The organism is Dethiosulfatarculus sandiegensis (assembly GCF_000931935.2).
In the GTDB taxonomy this organism is placed as follows: domain Bacteria; phylum Desulfobacterota; class Desulfarculia; order Desulfarculales; family Desulfarculaceae; genus Dethiosulfatarculus; species Dethiosulfatarculus sandiegensis.
Genome location: NZ_AZAC01000067.1, coordinates 230,263 through 247,965, shown reverse-complemented (window position 1 = coordinate 247,965; position 17,703 = coordinate 230,263). Strand labels below are relative to the sequence as shown.

Genomic DNA, 17,703 nt, shown 5'->3' with positions numbered 1-17,703 from the left:
CACAAATTCGGGGGAGGTTCAGACTTTGTCAGCAAGCTAAGACAGGCAACAGCCCGCGCATCGCTTTCTTTTTACAACCTGCGACTTACTTCAAGTTAAGCTTGGTCATCAACCGTTGGTGATCTTCCACTGAATCGGCCATATTCCTCGCCACATCCCTGAACGCCTCCTGATCACGAATAAGGGCATCCAGTACATCCGGATCAAAATGGCTTCCCCTGCCCGCGATCATTATCTCCATGGCCTTCTCATGACTGTAGGCTTTTTTATAAGGGCGGTTCGTGGTCAAGGCATCGTAAACATCAGCCACAGCCATAATTCTGGCTGAGAGTGGAATCTGATCCCCTATGAGGCCTCTTGGATATCCCGATCCATCATATTTTTCATGGTGCCCTCCGGTGATCTGCCTGGCCATGGTCAGAAAAGGGTTGGGGCCCAGTTCATTCTCAGCCACCTGCATGACATGCTCCCCCAAAAGGGTATGCATCTTAACAAGCTTGAACTCCTCTTGGGAAAGCCTGCCCGGCTTAAGCAAAATGGAATCCGGTATCCCCACCTTACCGGCATCATGCAAAGGAGCCATTTTTTTCATGGTGCTGATGACCCCTGGAGTCAACTCCTTTTTGAACCTGGGATGGTCCTTCAGATGATCTGCCAAAAAGCCTACATAGGCCTGGGTGCGCAAAAGGTGTTTTCCCGTCTCCACGTCATGGCATTCGGCCAATGCGGCGAGGCTCATTATCATGGCGTTTTGGGTGTGAAAAAGTTCAAGGGCCCTTTTTTTTAGTTGCCTCTCTTCCATCCAGTTCTTCAGCCCGGCCCCCAAGGAGACAACCAAAGCCAAAGTGATAAACGGCATAAAAGGAGCCGACACAAGGCCTTTTTCATGAATCAGCCAAAAGGAAAACACCCAAAGGGCCGCCGAAATCAAGCCTGCGCTTAAAAAAGCCCACAAGCTTGGGGCCCAGGCCAACAGGCAGGCGCCAGCCAGCCCCACCGCCAGTAAAAGCACCAACTCCATGCCTTTAAACCAGGCCGGGCGCACCAAAAAATCACCTTGGATAATGTTATCTATGCAGGTAGCGTGTATCTCCACCCCGTCCATGCCTGGAGCCAGGGGCGTGGAGCTTTGGTCGCGCAACCCTGCGGCCGAGGTCCCCACAAAAACAATTTTTCCTTTTATTTCAGAGGGGTCTACTTGCCCGGTGAGGATATTTTCCGCCGAAACATAGGGGAGCGACCTGGGCCCCCCACGAAAACGAAGCAACAAGGTCGCCTTGGGTGAGAGACTCAAGGCAAGCCTCCCCAGAATAAGCTTTTCCGCACCAAGCTCCCCCATGCTGATCAGGGCCTGATTGGTATTCATAAGCTTCAGCAAGGTGGCCAAGGCCAGGCTGGGATAAAACTTTCCATGATACTCGGTGATCATGGGTATGCCGCGCAGCACACCATCTGTATCCAAAAAGGCATCCATATAGCCGCTGTGAGTCACATTTTTTTGCAGGACAGCCAGATTACTCACCGCATTATCCGCCCTGAAAAAGGCACTTGCATGATCAGAGAATTCTTCAGAATCCCGCCAGACAAGGTTTAAGGCGGGGCCGGGCGGGTGGGAATTGGATTGACCTTTAATGGAAAAACAATAGGAAAGCACAAAAGGGCCATGGCTAAGGGCTTGGGCCAAAATTTTGTCATAATCACGCAAATCGACAGGCAGGCCCTTTAGATCCAGACTGAAGTCTAAATCCTGCTGCATTTGTTTTTTCAAAAAAAGGGGCGAAGTGCGGTCCTTTTCTGCAAAAAGGATATCCAGACTGACAACAACCGCGCCAAGGTTTTGCAATTCTTTTAGAAGCCTGGCCACCCGATGACGGGGCCATGGCCATTGCCCGTATTTCCTCAGGCTGTTTTCATCTAGATCCACCACCACCACCTGATTGCTGATACTTCCGGTCGGCAGTGAGCGCATCATGGTATCTTGGACTTTAAAATCCAGAAACCGGGAAAAAACCGGGTTTATTGTCTGTAAAACCGCCATTAGACAGGTAAGAACCAAACCAGAGATCAGGATTACCAGGCTTTTTTGGGTGAAAAATCTGTTCAAGCACCTGCCCTTTCAAAAAAGTCGCTTATCTGACCGTCACCTCCACCCGACGGTTATGAGGCTCCCTTATCTCATCGGCCGTGGGAACGAGCAGGTTTTTTTCGCTATGCGAATCTATCTCAAGATTTTTGGGATCAACCCCCTTCTTGACCAACAAACGAGCCACTTCCTGGGCCCGTTTTTTTGAAAGGCGGTAATTGTATTCGACGCTGCCCAAGGTGTCTGTATGCCCAACCACGCTGGTATCAACTGATTTCATTTCCTTGATGGTCTTGACTATCTGATCAAGCATTTTTCTGGATTCAGGGGTCAACTCAACTGACTCATGGAGGTTATACAGTATAAAATGCACCGGTTGACGGGGCTGAGCTGCCAAAGCGTCAACAAAAACCCGGTTTATTTCCTTTTCCGGCAAAACAGCCGGTTCACTGGGCAGGCTGTCTTTGTCCACAGCCGTGGTGGACTGGCCCGCCTTGGTCAAAACCCGCTCACCTTTATCGGTTTGCACTCTGACTTCTCCCACCTTGCCGTCAGGATCCGGCAGCAAAACCACCATGCTACCTTTTGCGCAGGCGCTAAGAAGCAGACAAATCAAACAACATGCTATCAAAGGCCATCTTTGAATCATGGTTTTTCCCCAATGAAGCTCGTGGCTGTGAATTTTTTTGGATTTTTATGAAAATTCCTCAGGGAGGCGAAACCCGAATTAAAAACCTGGTTCCCCGTATACCGATGGTGGTCTGGGGAGTCTCCATTTTTACCTTTTCCGGTGCAAGTTTTCCTATAGTCCCAGAGAGATAAGTTGCGGTGCCCTTGAGCATGCGGGTGAAAAGACTCATCTCCCCTTTGGCCGGAACAAAGGTGAACTGGTTAAGTTCCAAACGGCTATCCGGCCCCAGGGACAACACCGTGTCATCCCTCAGGATAACTCCCATGGAGCCGGGACTGCCGGTTGTCATTACATCACCCTCTTTCAACTGAAGGCTTATGTCAGCCTTCAGCCTCAACTCTCCGCGCAAAACATAGGCCTGTCCGGATACAGTGCGCACACTTCCAATTACCGGCTCAGAATCCGCCGGGCACTCCTTACAAGGCAATACAAGCAAACAGATTAAAACAAAAAATAAAAAATACTTTTTCATAGTCCGCCCCCATAAAAGGGAAACAAACAAATCAGGATCCTATTTTTATCTATTTTTATCTATTTTTGCACGATCAGTCCGGAAACAAAAATATATACAAAAGAGTATAACAAATCATTTAGTTATGTAAACTCAGGCCTCCCTATTTCAGATACTTTTTTTACTCTTTTGAGGCTGCCGCTTCTGAGTTTTCAGGCTGTTTGACAGCTTTCATGAAAAATAACCGGGTCAAACCAATCTGAATCCGGCGGCGCCTAGCACTATCTGGGTGCTGGATCATATGGCTTTTTAAGTTGACAAAGCTTCTTTTCTTACAATCAAGGGTTTCCCCATATACCGAGATTAAGGTAAAGTTGGATAGTATAAAGATGGGCAGAGCGATTTTGGTTCAGGGATAGTGAAAACCCTGACCCCCTTCCCGCTCTTATGGGGAATTAAAAATCATCTTATTTCATTAGCGGACAGGGCAATGACATCTCTTCCTCCCCGCGAAAACCAAAAGAACCCACCTGTTGAAAACTCTTCAGCAAAACCAAAATACAGCCTCGTCATCAAAGACAAGGGGCTGACGGCCAGGCTCACCGGCAAAGCTTCGCTGGAATGCAACCTGGCGGAAATCAGAAAAGCCGTCACCACCATAATCAGGGACGCCGGCGTAAAACATGGGCTGGATGTCTCCCGTTTGCAAAAGGCCTTGGAAATCTTGGCCAAAGGCGAAAAGATAGAAGACGTAATCATTGCCCGGGGCACCTTGCCCCAACCCGGCCGTGATGCGGAGATTAAGGTTCTGGCGGAGCTAAGCGCCCAAAGAATAGGCAGCATCAAGGAAGACGGCCATGTTGATTTCAAGGACAAAGGGCCTGTACCTGTGGTGGAGCCCGGCACCGAGCTGGCCAGGTTGATTCCGGCAGACCGGGGTAAGCCCGGCATGGATGTGAGGGGCAGAAAAATCAAACCGCCCAAGGTCAGACTTCTTCGCTTTGATAAAGGGCAAGGCGTGCGTTTGAAAGAGGACGGCCTGCTCTGCGTGGCAGATAGAACCGGCATCTTCAACCGGCCCGATGAAGAGACCTTTGAGGTGCTTGAGATAATGATAGTCGATGGCGATATTGATTATCACACCGGCCATGTGGAATTTCCCGGCATGGTGCAGGTCCATGGCACTGTGCTAAGCGACTTTCATGTCCATTCAAAGGGCTTATTGGCCAACGAACTGGAACCGGGCAGCGAGGTGATAGCCGAAGGCGACGTAGCTGTACAAGGCGGGGTAATGGGGGCCACCCTTGAAACCAAAGGAAAACTAACCGCCCGTTTCGCCAGGGACAGCCGTATAAAAGCCAAAGGCGATGTGGTGATAGAAAACGAAGTGGTTGACTGTAAAATCGAAACAGAAGGCCGACTGATCTTGACTCACCACGAAGGCCGCATTGTCAACAGCTCGGTCAAGGCCACCCTTGGGGTGGAGGTGCCCGAGATTGTCAGCAGCGGTTCAGAAATTTCGTCCATTGTCATAGGGCCAAGACCCGAATACCTCGAACATCTGACCAGAGTCAAAATAAGGTTGGAAAAACTGGGCAAGGAAAGAACAAATCTTATAGAAGCCATACAAGCTCAGACTGAAGAGTTGGAAACCACCGAAGACGAGCTGAGGGATATCCTGGCCAATCTGAAAAAAACCAGCCAACCCGACGAAAAAACCAACTTGATCACCCAGGTCCATATGATAAAACCGCTCAGGGAAAACCTTTTGGAAGGCGTAAAGGCTGGTAAAGACCGTCTTTACGAAATGGAATATGAAGAGCAACGCATGACCGAAGAGATAAAAAAGCTGGAAGAAGTAATTCCGGAAGGCGCGGTTTGCTTAGATGTCATCAAAAAAGCATCAGCCTCAACCGAAATAAGAGGCCCCAGGTCTGCTATTACACTGAACAACTCCCGCTCTTCTTTCACCGCCTGCGAGCTGGCGACCAAAGCCAACGAATCGGATGCGAAAAAATATTATATGAAGATCAGTGACCTCCGTACCAAGGCAAGCAGGAAATCCCCTTGAGAGCCTGATCGGATTGATCCTCTTTACCTCTCGGCCCCAATGGCTTGCCGAAATGCAACCACTTTTGCATTTTACTGCGCCAACCATTTCTCCACCCAAAAAAGTTCACAAAACCCACTAGTTCTATTCGATACATTTCTTTTAGGAGAGCGAACCCGAGCGTCTTGATACACAGACGTCTTTGTCTTTTAATCTTTACTCTTATAGGGTTTTTATTTTGTGATACAATTTTTATTTATCCATTTCAAAATGAGTGACAACATGAACCACTTAAAACAAAACCATCTCATCAGGCTTGCCTGTTTGATGATCATGCTCACAATCGGGCTTGCCGCCCCGGCTTGGGCCGGGGATGAACCCGGGCCGGAAATCGCTATTTTCGCTAAAATCAAACTCTACATCCAGGCAAGCCAAGAACTGGAGGCGTGCCGCCTGGTTGACGGGGAGCTATCCAAATACAAAGATACTCCGACCTATGCCGAGGCTCAAAAATACCTTCGGGCGCACGGAATCTCCATTGACGATGCCCTAGGCTCCTATACCGCTAAAAAATTAGTCCAACTGCAAAACGATACTGAGGCCAAACGCATGGCGGAAAAGGGATTGCCCGACCCGGGGCCGCGGCCCCGTTACAAGGATGCCTGGGGAAAGCCCGTACGCATAGAACTGGTTTCCAGGGGAGGATTCATATACCTGGTTCGTTCGGCCGGACCGGACGGTGTATATATGAATAGCGATGACTATGTGGTGGGCACCAGGGCTGACCGTCCGATTGACCAGGGATTATCTGCGCCAAAACTTAAAAAATCCGCCTCACAAGCAGCCAGAAGCAGCCTCTACCGCAGGGGAAGCAAGCCACCCAAACTGGGACTTGGCATGAATTCCTCTGATCAACAGAGTTCGGGAAAAAACCAAAAGCTGCCCGTGATCCCTGAAACAAAAAATGGTGAAGCAGAAGTTTCTTTAGACGATCTGTTGCAAAAATAATCCCCAAGTGGGCTATTAACGCAGTTGGTCCAAGGATTTTAATAAGTTACTGTTCAAAACTGTATAAGTCCCGGTTGGAGCGGCAAAAAGCCAATGAAGCCCAGGCTGTTGACAAACAGCCTGACCGCGGGCCATGGACGGCCCGCCGAATTGCGAGGCTTTCTTAAGACGAGTAATTCGAGCCATTTGGCAAAACCACGTTTTTGCCAAATGGCCTCTGACAAAGTCCAGGAGGATTTTGTCAGCAAACTAAGGTCAGTTATTCGGGCTTGGATAGCCACTTTTCAATATCGTGAGTTATCCTTATAGACACCCCACTTTAACTGGGCTTGAGGTCGGGATTTTTTTTTACAGGCAACCAGGCAATGCGACATTTAACATGCTGCATGAAACCATTAAGCCGCACTTTGCAAATCATTAAAAATTTGCTAACGTGTTGATTGGGTAGAGGCATCCCACCGGCATACAGCCCTTTTCACGGCATATTCGCATGGTCTGCACCTGGGAACCAGGCTCTAATTCAAGGGCCAGGCATTGACTACTATATTCGGAGACAGTTAATTGGATCTGGGAACAATAATCGGCATTGTGGTTGGCTTGGCTTTGGTATTAGTCAGTATTTTGCTGAAAGGCTCTATTCTGGCTTTTATTGATGTAGCCTCTTTTCTTATCGTCATAGGCGGCACCTTTGCCGCGACCATGGTGGCTTTTCCACTGGGCACGGTTATGCGGGCGGTAAAATCCTGTATGAGCATCTTTTTTCAGCATCGTATAGACTACGTGGCGACTGTGCGGGAGTTGCTCAAGGCGGCGGACGCGGCCCGCAAGGAAGGCCCCTTGGCACTGGAAAAAATAAAGACCACCAATGAATTCATGAAAACAGCCTTTGGCCTGGTGGCGGACGGCTACAGGCCAGAAGATATCCGCGATGTCCTTTCCATTGAAATAGAAGCCACCACCAGCCGCATGGAAGAAATCGTAAAGGCACTGGAAAAAATGGCCGAGCTGGCTCCTGCTTGGGGCATGATCGGAACCCTGATCGGCCTTGTTATCATGCTGTTAAACCTTTCGGACCCGGATTCCATTGGCCCGGCCATGGCTGTTGCCCTGCTCACCACCCTTTACGGGGCCCTGGCCGCCAACCTGCTTTTAAGCCCCGGCGCTTCGAAACTCGCCGACAGGGCGGAGCGGGAAGGACACAACCTTCATTTGATCCTGGAAGGGGCCTTGGGCATGGCCAGAAACGAAAACCCCAGGGCTATCCAACAAAGACTGGTGGGTTTCATGCCTCCGGAAGAGCGGGCCATGTTGCAAAACAAGGCCATGGCCAAGAAAAAGGGCTGATCCATGGCAAAAGAGGAAAAAAAAGGCCTGGCTCCCTGGATGGGCACCTTTGCCGATCTCTGCACCCTTCTTTTGACCTTTTTCGTGCTGCTGCTCACCTTTGCCAGCATGGATGTGCAGAAATTCAAAGAGATGCTGGGTTCGGTCAAAATGGCCTTTGGAGTGCAGGAGGATTTACGAGGCGAATACCAACCGGTTAAGCCTCTCACCGATCCCCAACCGATCAGAGATCAGGTCCGGGTGGCTCCCAAGTCTGTTCCTTCCAGGGATATGGATGCCCAAAAAGCGGAGGAAGCCTCCCGCATGGCCCGGCAGATCCAAAAACAAGCCAATGCCGCCGGCATGGGCAAGACCGTGGATATATCTTCCAGCGCCCAGGGAGTAAGGCTCAGGGTAAAGGGCCAGCTTCTTTTCGAACCCGGTGAGGCCGTGGTTAAAGAACAGGCCAAAAAACTGTTATCCGGCATAGGCAAGGTGCTTAACAAATTCAGTTTCTACCTTACGGTTGAAGGGCACTCGGATAATCAGCCCATAAGTACGGAAAAATTCCCTTCCAACTGGGAACTGAGTTCCGCTAGGGCTTCTGCTGTGTTGCGGAACCTTTTGGCCAACGGGGTCCCCCCCACCCGGGTTACGGCTGTGGGTTATGCGGCCAACTATCCCCTGGCCACAAACGCCACCCCCGAAGGCCGCAGCAAAAACAGAAGGGTTGAGTTTGTTTTTACCAAGCGACCCATGCGGGTGGGAGTGGACTAGGCTTTACCGCTCATCTCCATTGCTTATAAAAAAACCCCCTGCTTTTCAAAAGGCAGGGGGTTTAGTCTGTAAGCGATTGGGCTAAAGCGAACTGAGCTTTCTAAGCCTTTGGGCTGCGTCTTCCAAGGTCTCCATTTTCTTACAGAAACAAAAGCGCACCTGTTTACTTCCCTTTTCCGGCTCTGCGTAAAAAGAACTGCCCGGTACAGAGGCGACACCTGTGAGCTCAATCAACTTCTTGGCGAAATTAAAGTCATCAGAGACATCAAAACGCTCCATCAGCTCCGCCACATCGGTCATGATGTAATAGGCGCCCTTGGGCAGATTGGGGTTAAAACCCTGCTCATCCAGAACATCATACAAAAACCGCCTGGCCTTTTCGTAACGGGCCGCCAACTCACCATAATAGGATTGCGGCAGCTCAAGGGCCGTAACCACGGCCTCCTGCAAGGGAGCAGGCGCGCCCACAGTTAAAAAGTCGTGGATCTTGCGCACCCCCTGGGTCACCTCCGGCGAGGCGATCACCCAGCCAATGCGCCAGCCTGTGGCTGAATAAGTCTTGGAAACCGAGTTGATCGTCAGGGTGCGGTCTGCCATGCCGTCTATGGTTGCCATGGCCACATGTTCGGCCCCGTCAAACAGGATATGCTCATAGATGTCGTCCATGATGCAATAGGTGTCCCATTTTTGGCACAACTCTGCGATCCGGGTCAGTTCTTCCCTGCTGAAGACCTTACCGGTGGGGTTGTTTGGGGTGTTTATGACTACGGCTTTGGTCTTGTCGTTAAAGGCCTCTGCCAGCTCATCCGGGTCAAAACTCCAATCCGGAGCATGCAAGGTCACATAGCGGGGCGTGGCTCCGCTTAAAAGTGAATCAGGGCCGTAGTTCTCATAAAACGGCTCAAATACGATCACCTCGTCACCCGGATTGATGAGAGCCTTCAAACAGGAGATCATGGCCTCTGTGGCTCCGCAGGTAACTGTTATCTGGGTGTCCGGATCACATTCTATACCATTATAGTCCTTGGCCTTGGCCGCAATGGCCTTACGCAGGCACGGCTGCCCAAAGGTTATGGCATACTGGTTATAGCCGTCCTGGATAGCCTTTTGAGCCGCTTGCTTCATGGGCTCGGGCGCGTCAAAATCCGGGAATCCCTGGGCTAAATTAAGGCCGCCTGCCTGGTTGCAGATGCGAGACATCATGCGAATAACCGATTCCGTGAAATATCCGGTTAGATGATTCAACGGCTTCATGGCAAGCTCCTTATCAGTGGGGATATAAAAAAAGCCGCAAGCGGAATAAACCGCCTGCGACCCGGAAACCATATTGGTGGGGTGGCTAGAGGGACTTGAACCCTCGGCCTCTAGGGCCACAACCTAGCGCTCTGACCATCTGAGCTATAGCCACCACATTTTTAATTTTGGACGAACGCCCGTGTGTTGTCTCCAGTGCGCATCGCGAGGAGTTATATATCAGAGCCAAGGGTTGCTGGCAAGTCTTTTCCCAAATGCCACCTTACATTGCTTGACACTACCCTCACCCTCTAATACCATAGTAGCTTCACGGGAGTCGTGTTAACGGCCCCCGTATGTAATTTTGACGTTATGTAAGGGACTTAATAAGTCCCATCTTTTTATTATACACTAATTCGGAGATTTCCTTGGACCTTGTCAAAACCTTCAAGACACGGACTCGCTTTCCGCTGAGACCCCGCTCGTCCGATGTAATCAAGCGGCTGTTTGCCGATTTTCGCGATTATCAGGCTAAAGGCGACACCCTTATCATGGGTGAAGGACACTTGAACGAACGCAAAGTATATGTGATCGCCCAACAAAAACCCAAGCCTGAAAGATTGCGCAACGCAGCTGATCTGAAAAAACTGAACTGGGGAATGCTTAACGCAGACGAGCACTCCCAGATCCTTTCTTTTTTACGCAAGATCTCTGATGAAGGGCCCCACGAAGACGCACTTCTACTCTCCTTTGTGGATTGCTATGGCGCTGATATTTCCATGTACTCGGCCCAAAGGCTGCAGGCCTTTTTCATTGCCCACCTTATCAGGGCCTATCTCACCGTGCCGATCCGCACGGTGAGCATTGTTTTGGGCGAAGGCGGCTCCGGCGGAGCCCTGGCCCTTCAGGTGGCCGACAGAAGGGCCGCCATGGAAGACGCGATGTACGCCACCGCGCCGCCCGAGTCTTTGGCCGCCATCATCTTCAGGGATCCCAGCCGGATGGAAGACGCCCTTACCATCAGCAAGGGCACAGCCAAGTACTTGAAACATTTCCGGGTGATCGACACCATCATACCCCAGGCCAAAAAAGTCACCGATGCCAAAGAGATGAGCGCCAATATCAAGGCCTATCTGGAAAAGGTGATGAAAGACCTCTTCCGCCGCCGCCTGGACAAGCTGGTGCAGCATCGCTCCAAGCTGGCCGACCAGTTGGGCGTGGAAAGCCACGGCCGCTTCTTTGAACTTAAGCGTTTTATTGAACGCCCCTTAAAGCATCTGCACAAACCTGTTGATGTGCAGCTTGTAAGCTCGGCCCCTTCTTCCGGCGGTGTGCACGTGGAAGACGATTACGGCGACGGCAAGGTGTTGGATCCGGGTCAGGCCTATATCCGCTGCGGCGAGGAAAGAAAACGCTCCAAGGGCGGCTGCGGGGCCATGATCCCCTTGGACGAATATATGCGCAACCACCAGATCTGCCCCAACTGCGGCAAACGCTACACCCTGGGGGCCGAAGGCTGGGTCAACGCAATCACCGATCCGGGCAGCTTCCATGAGCTGTTCAGGCACCTGACTGTAGACGACCTTTTGCCGGAACAGGACATCCACAGTTATTACAAGGAGTTTCTGGCCAAGCAAAAAGGCCGCACGCCTTTTAACGAATCACTCGTCACCGCCCACGCCACGGTCTACGGCTATCCCGCCGTGTTGGCCATCAGCGAGTTCAACTTTGCCGGTGGTTCCATGGGTGTGGTCTTTGGCGAAAAATTCCGCCTGGCCGTGGAGTATGCCATCCGCAGAAAATGGCCCCTGGTAAGTGTCTGCTGCTCCGGCGGCGCCCGCCTTTACGAAGGTATTGTGGCCCTGATGCAGATGACCAAGACCGTTGCCGCGGTTGAGCGTCTTAAAAATGCAGGCCTGCCCTTTATCTCCATCCTGGCAGACCCCAGCACAGGCGGGGCTATCGCATCTTACGCCGCCTTGGGCGACGTATGCATCGCCGAGCCGGGAGCCATGGTTATATTCACCGGGCCCAGGGTTATGGAATCCAGGGGCTTCCCTGTACAGGAAGAGCTGGTCAGAAGCGACTCTTTGCTTAAAATATCTTCCCGCACCTTGGAAGAGCCCGACTATTTCGGTAACATAAGAGGCATTCAGGAAGTTGTGCCCAGAGCTGACCTCAGACGAAATGTGGCCAAATATCTTGAAGTTTATGCTCGAACCCGTCGGAATGACAAACCACGCAAGGGTGAGCGCCTCTATGTACGCAAGTTCAAAAAAGATATTGAGCCGCCCGTGATTCTGGAGAATGGCACTGATTGATCCAGAAGAAATAAAAGACATCTACAAAAGCGCAGACCAGCTTCCCCCAGCCCTGTGGGATGATCTGGACGCCCTTGCCCCTGCGGATGCCGCCCATAACTCGGGCGCAACCTGGAATGGGGAGTTTTTTCTGGTCCCGCTGATCGGTAGAGAATATAAAGTGGACCCGGCCCAGCGCCGGGTCCACTTGCTTGATCAGCCGGATAAGCCTGTGGGTTTTCAGACCGGCATGGTCCTCTTGACCGCCCTAGGCAGGTCCATGGACCTGCCTCCTTCAGGCCGCATGGTGACTCCTCAGGAACTCCCCGGCGGGGCCATGTTCTTTGTGGGGCCCCATGCCCTGGCCCTGCCTGATATCTGCGCCGCCTTTGGCCAAGAGCCCAAGGCCTTTCTGCAAAAAGCCCTCAGCCTGGGCGCGGAAAAGATAGAAGGCGCCGATGTGGCTGTCAAACTGCCGGGATTGCCCAAAATACCTTTGTATGTGCTGCTCTGGACCCAGGATGACGAATTTGAGGCCAGGTCTGTAATCGGCATAGACGCCCACGCCTCTTTTCACCTTGCCCTGGACTCTATCTGGGCCCTGACCAATATCCTGGTCAAAAGGCTCACCACCTGAAGCCCCCAACCAAAAAAGGCTTGGCTAAAAGACGGCAATAAATGCCACAAAGACTTCACAAACCTTAATATTCACCATGGCGAATCCGCCCGGTTTATGTTAAATAAACAACCGCAACACGCCCTCGTAGCTCATCTGGATAGAGCGACGGCCTCCTAAGCCGTAGGCAGCAGGTTCGAGTCCTGCCGAGGGCACCAAATAAGAATATCAAGGGATTGGCTGAAAGCGGCCAATCCCTTTTTTGATTTAAGAACCGTGTCGGATTTCGTTATCTTAAGAACTAGAGCTGTAAAACCTTAATCAGAGGTAGACGCGAATTTTCGATTATAGACTACGGCTCAAATGGCATATTTTTCTTATTGGCAGTTGATCCGTTTTCGGAAAAACCGGATCAACTTGCCGGTGCTTATTGCCGAAAAGGAAGATCTTTTCCCTTACCAAATCTGCATACTCCTTTTCAGTCACCACCCTCAAGTTTTTTACAGGATTTTCCCGGTTAACTTAGCATACCGTATTCCCGGTCTTTAACTCGCAACCGAAATTCAAGCATCCTTTGCATCCTGCCTTGATTCGTCGGCGCTGAAAGTTTATTTTGACAAAGCCTGCTTTCAGTTTTATTAGAAAGCACCTTTTTGATAAACAAACCAACTGAAGGTTGTCTTTTAAAAAACAAAGACTTGTTTCCAACTTAATTTGTTCTTAAATCGGGACCCCAAAATGCCTACTGATTTTTATGCCCATTCCACTGAATCCACAGACAAATCAACCTGGCAAACTTTGCAGGATCATCTGACTGGCGTGGCGGGCCTGGCGGCCGGGTTTGCTGGAAAATTCGATGCTGCCGAGTGGGGATGCGCCGCAGGGCTTCAACATGATCAGGGCAAGGGCTCTCTTGCCTATCAAAAACGCCTGCAAGGCGGCCCCAAGGTGGATCATTCCACAGCCGGGGCCCAACAGGCAATGGATCTATTCGGGCCGGATGAGGGCAGGCTACTGGCCTACGCCATTTGCGGACATCATGGCGGCATGCCCGACGGCATCTCCGCCGAGTCTGTCTCGCTTAGGGAAAGGCTAATAAAAAAAGTACAAGACACAAAGGTCTTTAGGAAAAGCCTCTCCTTGGATTACCCGCAAATATTAAACCTTCCCTTTCAGATAGACCCTTACCGCTCTGGATTTGAGCTAAGCTTTTTTACGCGCATGGTTTTTTCCAGCCTGGTGGATGCCGATTTCCTGGATACGGAAAAGTTTCTCAATCCAGACAAGGGAGACTGGCGAAAAGGGGCGCCGAGCCTTGCGGAACTTAAAACAATTTTAGACCGCTATCTTAGCCAACTGCGCGCAAAGGCAAAGGAAAATCCGTTAAACATAATTCGCAACCAAATATTGGATCAATGCCTGGATGCAGCCCGTTGGGACCCCGGGCTCTTTTCCCTCACCGTACCCACGGGCGGGGGCAAGACCATATCCACCCTTGCCTTTGGCCTGGAACACCTCCACAAACACAAGATGGATCGCATAATTTACGTGATACCCTACACTTCCATCATCGAGCAAAACGCAGAGGTTTTTCGTAAAATCCTGGGTGAAGAAGCAGTGCTGGAGCATCACAGCAACCTGGGCATTCCTGATCCTGAACAAGACCTGGATCCGGCCACAACCAGGGCCCGTCTGGCCAGTGAAAACTGGGACGCTCCCCTGGTTGTAACCACCAATGTGCAGTTCTTTGAATCCCTTTTCAGCAACCGGCCCGGACGTTGCCGCAAGCTACACAATCTGGCCAAGAGTGTGGTCATTCTGGACGAAGCCCAGATGCTGCCCAGGAATTTACTTATTCCCTGCATGGAGGCCTTGCGCGAGTTGACCACCCATTATGGAGCCAGTGTGGTTTTGTGCTCCGCCACCCAGCCCACCTTAAATGACGCGGAAACCTTTAAAAAGGCGGCCATGCGCCCGCGTGAAATAATCGAACAGCCCCAAAGCCTTTATAAAAGGCTACGCCGGGTAAAGGCTGTTAACCTGGGGAAATTGAGCGATAATGACCTTTGCCAGCGACTGTCCAGGGAAGAGCGGGTCTTATGCATTGTAAACACCCGAAAGCAGGCCAAGAAACTTTTTAAAAAACTAACCGCCTTAACGGGTGAAGATGGTTGTTTTCATTTAAGCGCCCTGATGTACCCTGAGCATCGCAAGGCCAAATTGGCGGAAATAAGGCAGGCCCTTAGCCAGGGGAGGGCTTGCCGGGTTATAAGCACCCAATTGGTGGAGGCAGGCGTGGACCTCGACTTTCCGGTGGTTTATCGGGCCATCGCGGGGATTGATTCCATGGCCCAGGCCGCGGGGCGTTGCAACCGGGAAGGGCTGTTGAACGGATTGGGTCAATTATTCATCTTCACGCCCGAGTGCGGCTTGCCGGGTTATAGCCTACGCGCGCCAAGCGAAGAAGCCGGCAGTGTTCTGCGTAATTTCGAGGATCCCTTAAGCCTTGAAGCAGTGGAAACCTTTTTTGGGCTTTTATTCTGGCGCGAAGGGCAAAGCGGGCTTTTGGATTCCAAAAATATTATCAAACACCTGGAACAAGGGGCGGGTGATTTAAATTTCCCTTTTCGCCAGGTTGCTCAAGACTTTAAATACATAGACAGCCCGGGCCAGGCTGTGTTTGTGTGTCCGGAAGAAGAAAAAAGAGACCAGATAGTAACTGGTTTATGTTATTCAAAGAAGCCCGGTTTATATGCCCGCATGGCCCAGCCCTACACTGTGCAGGTTTATCCCTGGCAAATGCTAAGCCTGGAACAAATGGGAGTAATACGCAGGGTCGGGGATCTGCAGTTTCCAGTGTTGGAAAACCAGACAGCGTATGATGATGATTTGGGGCTTTTGCTAGACCAGCCAGACCGGATTGATCCGAACGATCTATTACAGGTTTCTTGACAGTTGAACAAAAAGGCAGCTTTATGTTAATATTTCCAAGTCGCTACAATAATATGTAGTGTGGATTGAAACTTACTTTCGGTTTATAGGAATAACCAGGCTGTTTGGCCACAGCCTGGTTTATTTTTGTGAAAACCCTCAAAATCAAACTCCCCTTGGCTCATCCCCGGCCTATTTTCACTTCTTTATAGTCTTTATTTGTTTCACGCGACCGAATGGAGCGCGGCTACCCACCTAAATCACCCAAAGACCCTTACAAGGTTTCAATCCACGCGCCCTTGTGGGGCGCGACTGAAATTTTGGACTTGGCGACGTCTGAGGGGCTGTTTCAATCCACGCGCCCGTGTGGGGCGCGACCTGTGGCCGGCAGGTGGTATCAGCTATTCAGTTTCAGTTTCAATCCACGAGCCCGTGTGGGGCGCGACCTGTGTTGACGTGCAGCAATACGGGTTTTACGGTTTCAATCCACGCGCCCGTGTGGGGCGCGACCACCGCGTGGCCCCCGGCGGTCACCGGAGTCCTGGTTTCAATCCACGCGCCCGTGTGGGGCGCGACGCTGCAGATAGAGCAAAAGATTTTGGATCTCGCCTGTTTCAATCCACGCGCCCGTGTGGGGCGCGACACCCTGGATACCGCTCTGTCTGGCCTGATCGTTCAGTTTCAATCCACGCGCCCGTGTGGGGCGCGACGTGTGGGACTTGCAATCCTGTCCGGATCTTCCAGGTTTCAATCCACGCGCCCGTGTGGGGCGCGACCTTTTATCAAGCTTCAACACAACACTCTTTGCAAAGTTTCAATCCACGCGCCCGTGTGGGGCGCGACAGCAACAATATATTCCTCTGGCCTGCTCGTTCCTGTTTCAATCCACGCGCCCGTGTGGGGCGCGACTGGGTATGGGGCCGCCCTCCGCGTCATCAATCAGGTTTCAATCCACGCGCCCGTGTGGGGCGCGACGCCCACACATATTTACCTCACTATTTCACTAGCGTTTCAATCCACGCGCCCGTGTGGGGCGCGACGCGTCTTTGTCTTCGCCGACGATCGCGGCGGTAAGGTTTCAATCCACGCGCCCGTGTGGGGCGCGACTCCACCAGGACCTGGACGGCGCGGGCAAAAAAGGGGTTTCAATCCACGCGCCCGTGTGGGGCGCGACCGAATTTGCTCGGGTCCTTGGATACTTGGCCGTGGTTTCAATCCACGCGCCCGTGTGGGGCGCGACTTTATACATATCGAGGGCGGTTAAAAAAACAAAAATGTTTCAATCCACGCGCCCGTGTGGGGCGCGACGAGTGTCTTTTGTCATGCCCGATGCTCCAAAACGGGTTTCAATCCACGCGCCCGTGTGGGGCGCGACAAGCGGTTGGTCCTTGCTGCCTTCCGACGTGCAGGTTTCAATCCACGCGCCCGTGTGGGGCGCGACCGGGCAGGGCCTCTTGGTGGGCGGCCAGGACCCGTTGTTTCAATCCACGCGCCCGTGTGGGGCGCGACGGCATCGATCATAGCTTTAGATATCCCCGCATCCAGTTTCAATCCACGCGCCCGTGTGGGGCGCGACCGGGGGATTTGTCTACTTACTCGTCGTCGCAGAGTTTCAATCCACGCGCCCGTGTGGGGCGCGACTGCGGGTATTATAACAAAGGGAAAATACAAATAAAATAATGCTGTTTCCGCGAACCTACTATTTTTGCGGGTCTCAAGAACACACCGTTTTCGGCTTGAATAGCATTTTTCACCTTCTTTCAACCAGTTATCTTGTGCGCGAACCTCCCGGGGATTTTATGTGCGCTATAGGTTCGCGCATGGATTTCAAACCAGCAAAAGGCCTTCCGGGTCTGGGGTGATTTTAGTGCCGAGGTGCTCCACCCGCTTGCGCCAGTTGCTGCCCAGGAAATAAAAACGCAGGCTGTCTTTTTCCGTATCTATCTCTTTGAAAAGGTTATTTTTAAGTGTTGTCCATTGAGCCGGATCCAATAGGCATTCGAAAACCGAATTCTGCACTCTTTGGCCATAATTCTGGCAATGTTTGGCTACTCTTCGCAGTCTCCTTCTACCTTCTTTGTTTTCTGTACTCACATCGTAACAAACCAAAACCATCATAATGCATCCCCCCTTGCCAAAAAAACAAACCGAAAATTTGGTGCGGCTTTCCAAATAATCTTGACATACAACTAAATCTTACATATTATTAAACAGTTTCTTACTATCTGTATATAGAAATT

At 51.4% G+C, this 17,703-nt stretch carries 12 protein-coding genes, 2 tRNA genes and 1 CRISPR repeat array; of the genes, 8 read left to right on the top strand and 6 right to left on the bottom strand.

Annotated elements, in window-relative coordinates; translation table 11 throughout:
• Nucleotides 1-85: 85 nt before the first annotated feature.
• The 3 genes from X474_RS23750 to X474_RS23740 are packed head-to-tail and all read right to left on the bottom strand — an operon-like array spanning nucleotide 86 to nucleotide 3,153.
• Complete coding sequence (locus X474_RS23750; protein ID WP_052515577.1) at nucleotides 86-2,104, bottom strand: CHASE2 domain-containing protein; 2,019 nt, start codon at nucleotides 2,102-2,104, stop codon at nucleotides 86-88.
• Nucleotides 2,105-2,129: 25 nt separating this feature from the next.
• Nucleotides 2,130-2,732, bottom strand: coding sequence for an OmpA family protein (locus X474_RS23745; protein WP_044352479.1), 603 nt, complete (start codon nucleotides 2,730-2,732; stop codon nucleotides 2,130-2,132).
• A gap of 58 nt (nucleotides 2,733-2,790) precedes the next feature.
• Complete coding sequence (locus X474_RS23740; RefSeq protein WP_197282249.1) at nucleotides 2,791-3,153, bottom strand: FecR domain-containing protein; 363 nt, start codon at nucleotides 3,151-3,153, stop codon at nucleotides 2,791-2,793.
• Between the two features lie 562 nt (nucleotides 3,154-3,715).
• Between X474_RS23740 and X474_RS23735 the strand changes: the two genes are divergently transcribed.
• The 4 genes from X474_RS23735 (at nucleotide 3,716) to X474_RS23720 (ending at nucleotide 8,383) form a co-directional block, all read left to right on the top strand.
• The gene (locus X474_RS23735) at nucleotides 3,716-5,296 is read left to right on the top strand and encodes a flagellar assembly protein A (protein WP_156360909.1); all 1,581 of its coding nucleotides are present in this window, start codon (nucleotides 3,716-3,718) and stop codon (nucleotides 5,294-5,296) included.
• Nucleotides 5,297-5,557: 261 nt separating this feature from the next.
• Nucleotides 5,558-6,283, top strand: a complete 726-nt coding sequence (locus X474_RS23730) for a hypothetical protein (protein ID WP_056009690.1) — start codon at nucleotides 5,558-5,560, stop codon at nucleotides 6,281-6,283.
• A 561-nt stretch (nucleotides 6,284-6,844) separates the two neighbouring features.
• A complete protein-coding gene (locus X474_RS23725; protein WP_044352476.1) occupies nucleotides 6,845-7,627 on the top strand; it encodes a motility protein A in 783 nt (260 codons plus the stop codon).
• Nucleotides 7,628-7,630: 3 nt separating this feature from the next.
• A complete protein-coding gene (locus X474_RS23720; protein ID WP_044352475.1) occupies nucleotides 7,631-8,383 on the top strand; it encodes an OmpA/MotB family protein in 753 nt (250 codons plus the stop codon).
• Nucleotides 8,384-8,464: 81 nt separating this feature from the next.
• On the opposite strand, the gene X474_RS23715 is transcribed toward X474_RS23720, so the two are convergent.
• Nucleotides 8,465-9,637, bottom strand: a complete 1,173-nt coding sequence (locus tag X474_RS23715; protein ID WP_044352546.1) for a pyridoxal phosphate-dependent aminotransferase — start codon at nucleotides 9,635-9,637, stop codon at nucleotides 8,465-8,467.
• A 77-nt stretch (nucleotides 9,638-9,714) separates the two neighbouring features.
• Nucleotides 9,715-9,791: transfer RNA gene (locus tag X474_RS23710), tRNA-His, on the bottom strand.
• Nucleotides 9,792-10,044: 253 nt separating this feature from the next.
• Between X474_RS23710 and X474_RS23705 the strand changes: the two genes are divergently transcribed.
• The 4 genes from X474_RS23705 to X474_RS23685 all read left to right on the top strand — a co-directional run bounded on the left by X474_RS23705 (nucleotide 10,045) and on the right by X474_RS23685 (nucleotide 15,484).
• A complete protein-coding gene (locus X474_RS23705) occupies nucleotides 10,045-11,937 on the top strand; it encodes a carboxyl transferase domain-containing protein (RefSeq protein ID WP_044352474.1) in 1,893 nt (630 codons plus the stop codon).
• A complete protein-coding gene (locus tag X474_RS23700) occupies nucleotides 11,924-12,553 on the top strand; it encodes a DUF3786 domain-containing protein (RefSeq protein WP_044352473.1) in 630 nt (209 codons plus the stop codon). The genes X474_RS23705 and X474_RS23700 overlap by 14 nt, the downstream gene beginning before the upstream one ends.
• 120 nt (nucleotides 12,554-12,673) lie before the next feature.
• A tRNA-Arg gene (locus X474_RS23695) sits at nucleotides 12,674-12,750 on the top strand.
• A 520-nt stretch (nucleotides 12,751-13,270) separates the two neighbouring features.
• Nucleotides 13,271-15,484, top strand: a complete 2,214-nt coding sequence (locus X474_RS23685; protein WP_044352470.1) for a CRISPR-associated helicase/endonuclease Cas3 — start codon at nucleotides 13,271-13,273, stop codon at nucleotides 15,482-15,484.
• A gap of 260 nt (nucleotides 15,485-15,744) precedes the next feature.
• Nucleotides 15,745-17,104: direct repeats of the CRISPR family, unit length 32 nt; unit sequence GTTTCAATCCACGCGCCCGTGTGGGGCGCGAC.
• Between the two features lie 186 nt (nucleotides 17,105-17,290).
• Here the strand turns inward: X474_RS23685 and cas2 are convergent.
• On the bottom strand, nucleotides 17,291-17,581 hold the full coding sequence (gene cas2, locus X474_RS23680; protein WP_044352544.1) for a CRISPR-associated endonuclease Cas2: 291 nt from the start codon (nucleotides 17,579-17,581) through the stop codon (nucleotides 17,291-17,293).
• Nucleotides 17,582-17,703 lie beyond the last annotated feature (122 nt).

Coding starts and splice junctions, on each gene's coding strand:
- X474_RS23700 (WP_044352473.1), top strand. CDS start 11,924: ATGGCACTGATTGATCCAGAAGAAATAAAAGACATCTACAAAAGCGCA.
- X474_RS23735 (WP_156360909.1), top strand. CDS start 3,716: ATGACATCTCTTCCTCCCCGCGAAAACCAAAAGAACCCACCTGTTGAA.
- X474_RS23685 (WP_044352470.1), top strand. CDS start 13,271: ATGCCTACTGATTTTTATGCCCATTCCACTGAATCCACAGACAAATCA.
- X474_RS23720 (WP_044352475.1), top strand. CDS start 7,631: ATGGCAAAAGAGGAAAAAAAAGGCCTGGCTCCCTGGATGGGCACCTTT.
- X474_RS23730 (WP_056009690.1), top strand. CDS start 5,558: ATGAACCACTTAAAACAAAACCATCTCATCAGGCTTGCCTGTTTGATG.
- cas2 (WP_044352544.1), bottom strand. CDS start 17,581: ATGATGGTTTTGGTTTGTTACGATGTGAGTACAGAAAACAAAGAAGGT.
- X474_RS23715 (WP_044352546.1), bottom strand. CDS start 9,637: ATGAAGCCGTTGAATCATCTAACCGGATATTTCACGGAATCGGTTATT.
- X474_RS23745 (WP_044352479.1), bottom strand. CDS start 2,732: ATGATTCAAAGATGGCCTTTGATAGCATGTTGTTTGATTTGTCTGCTT.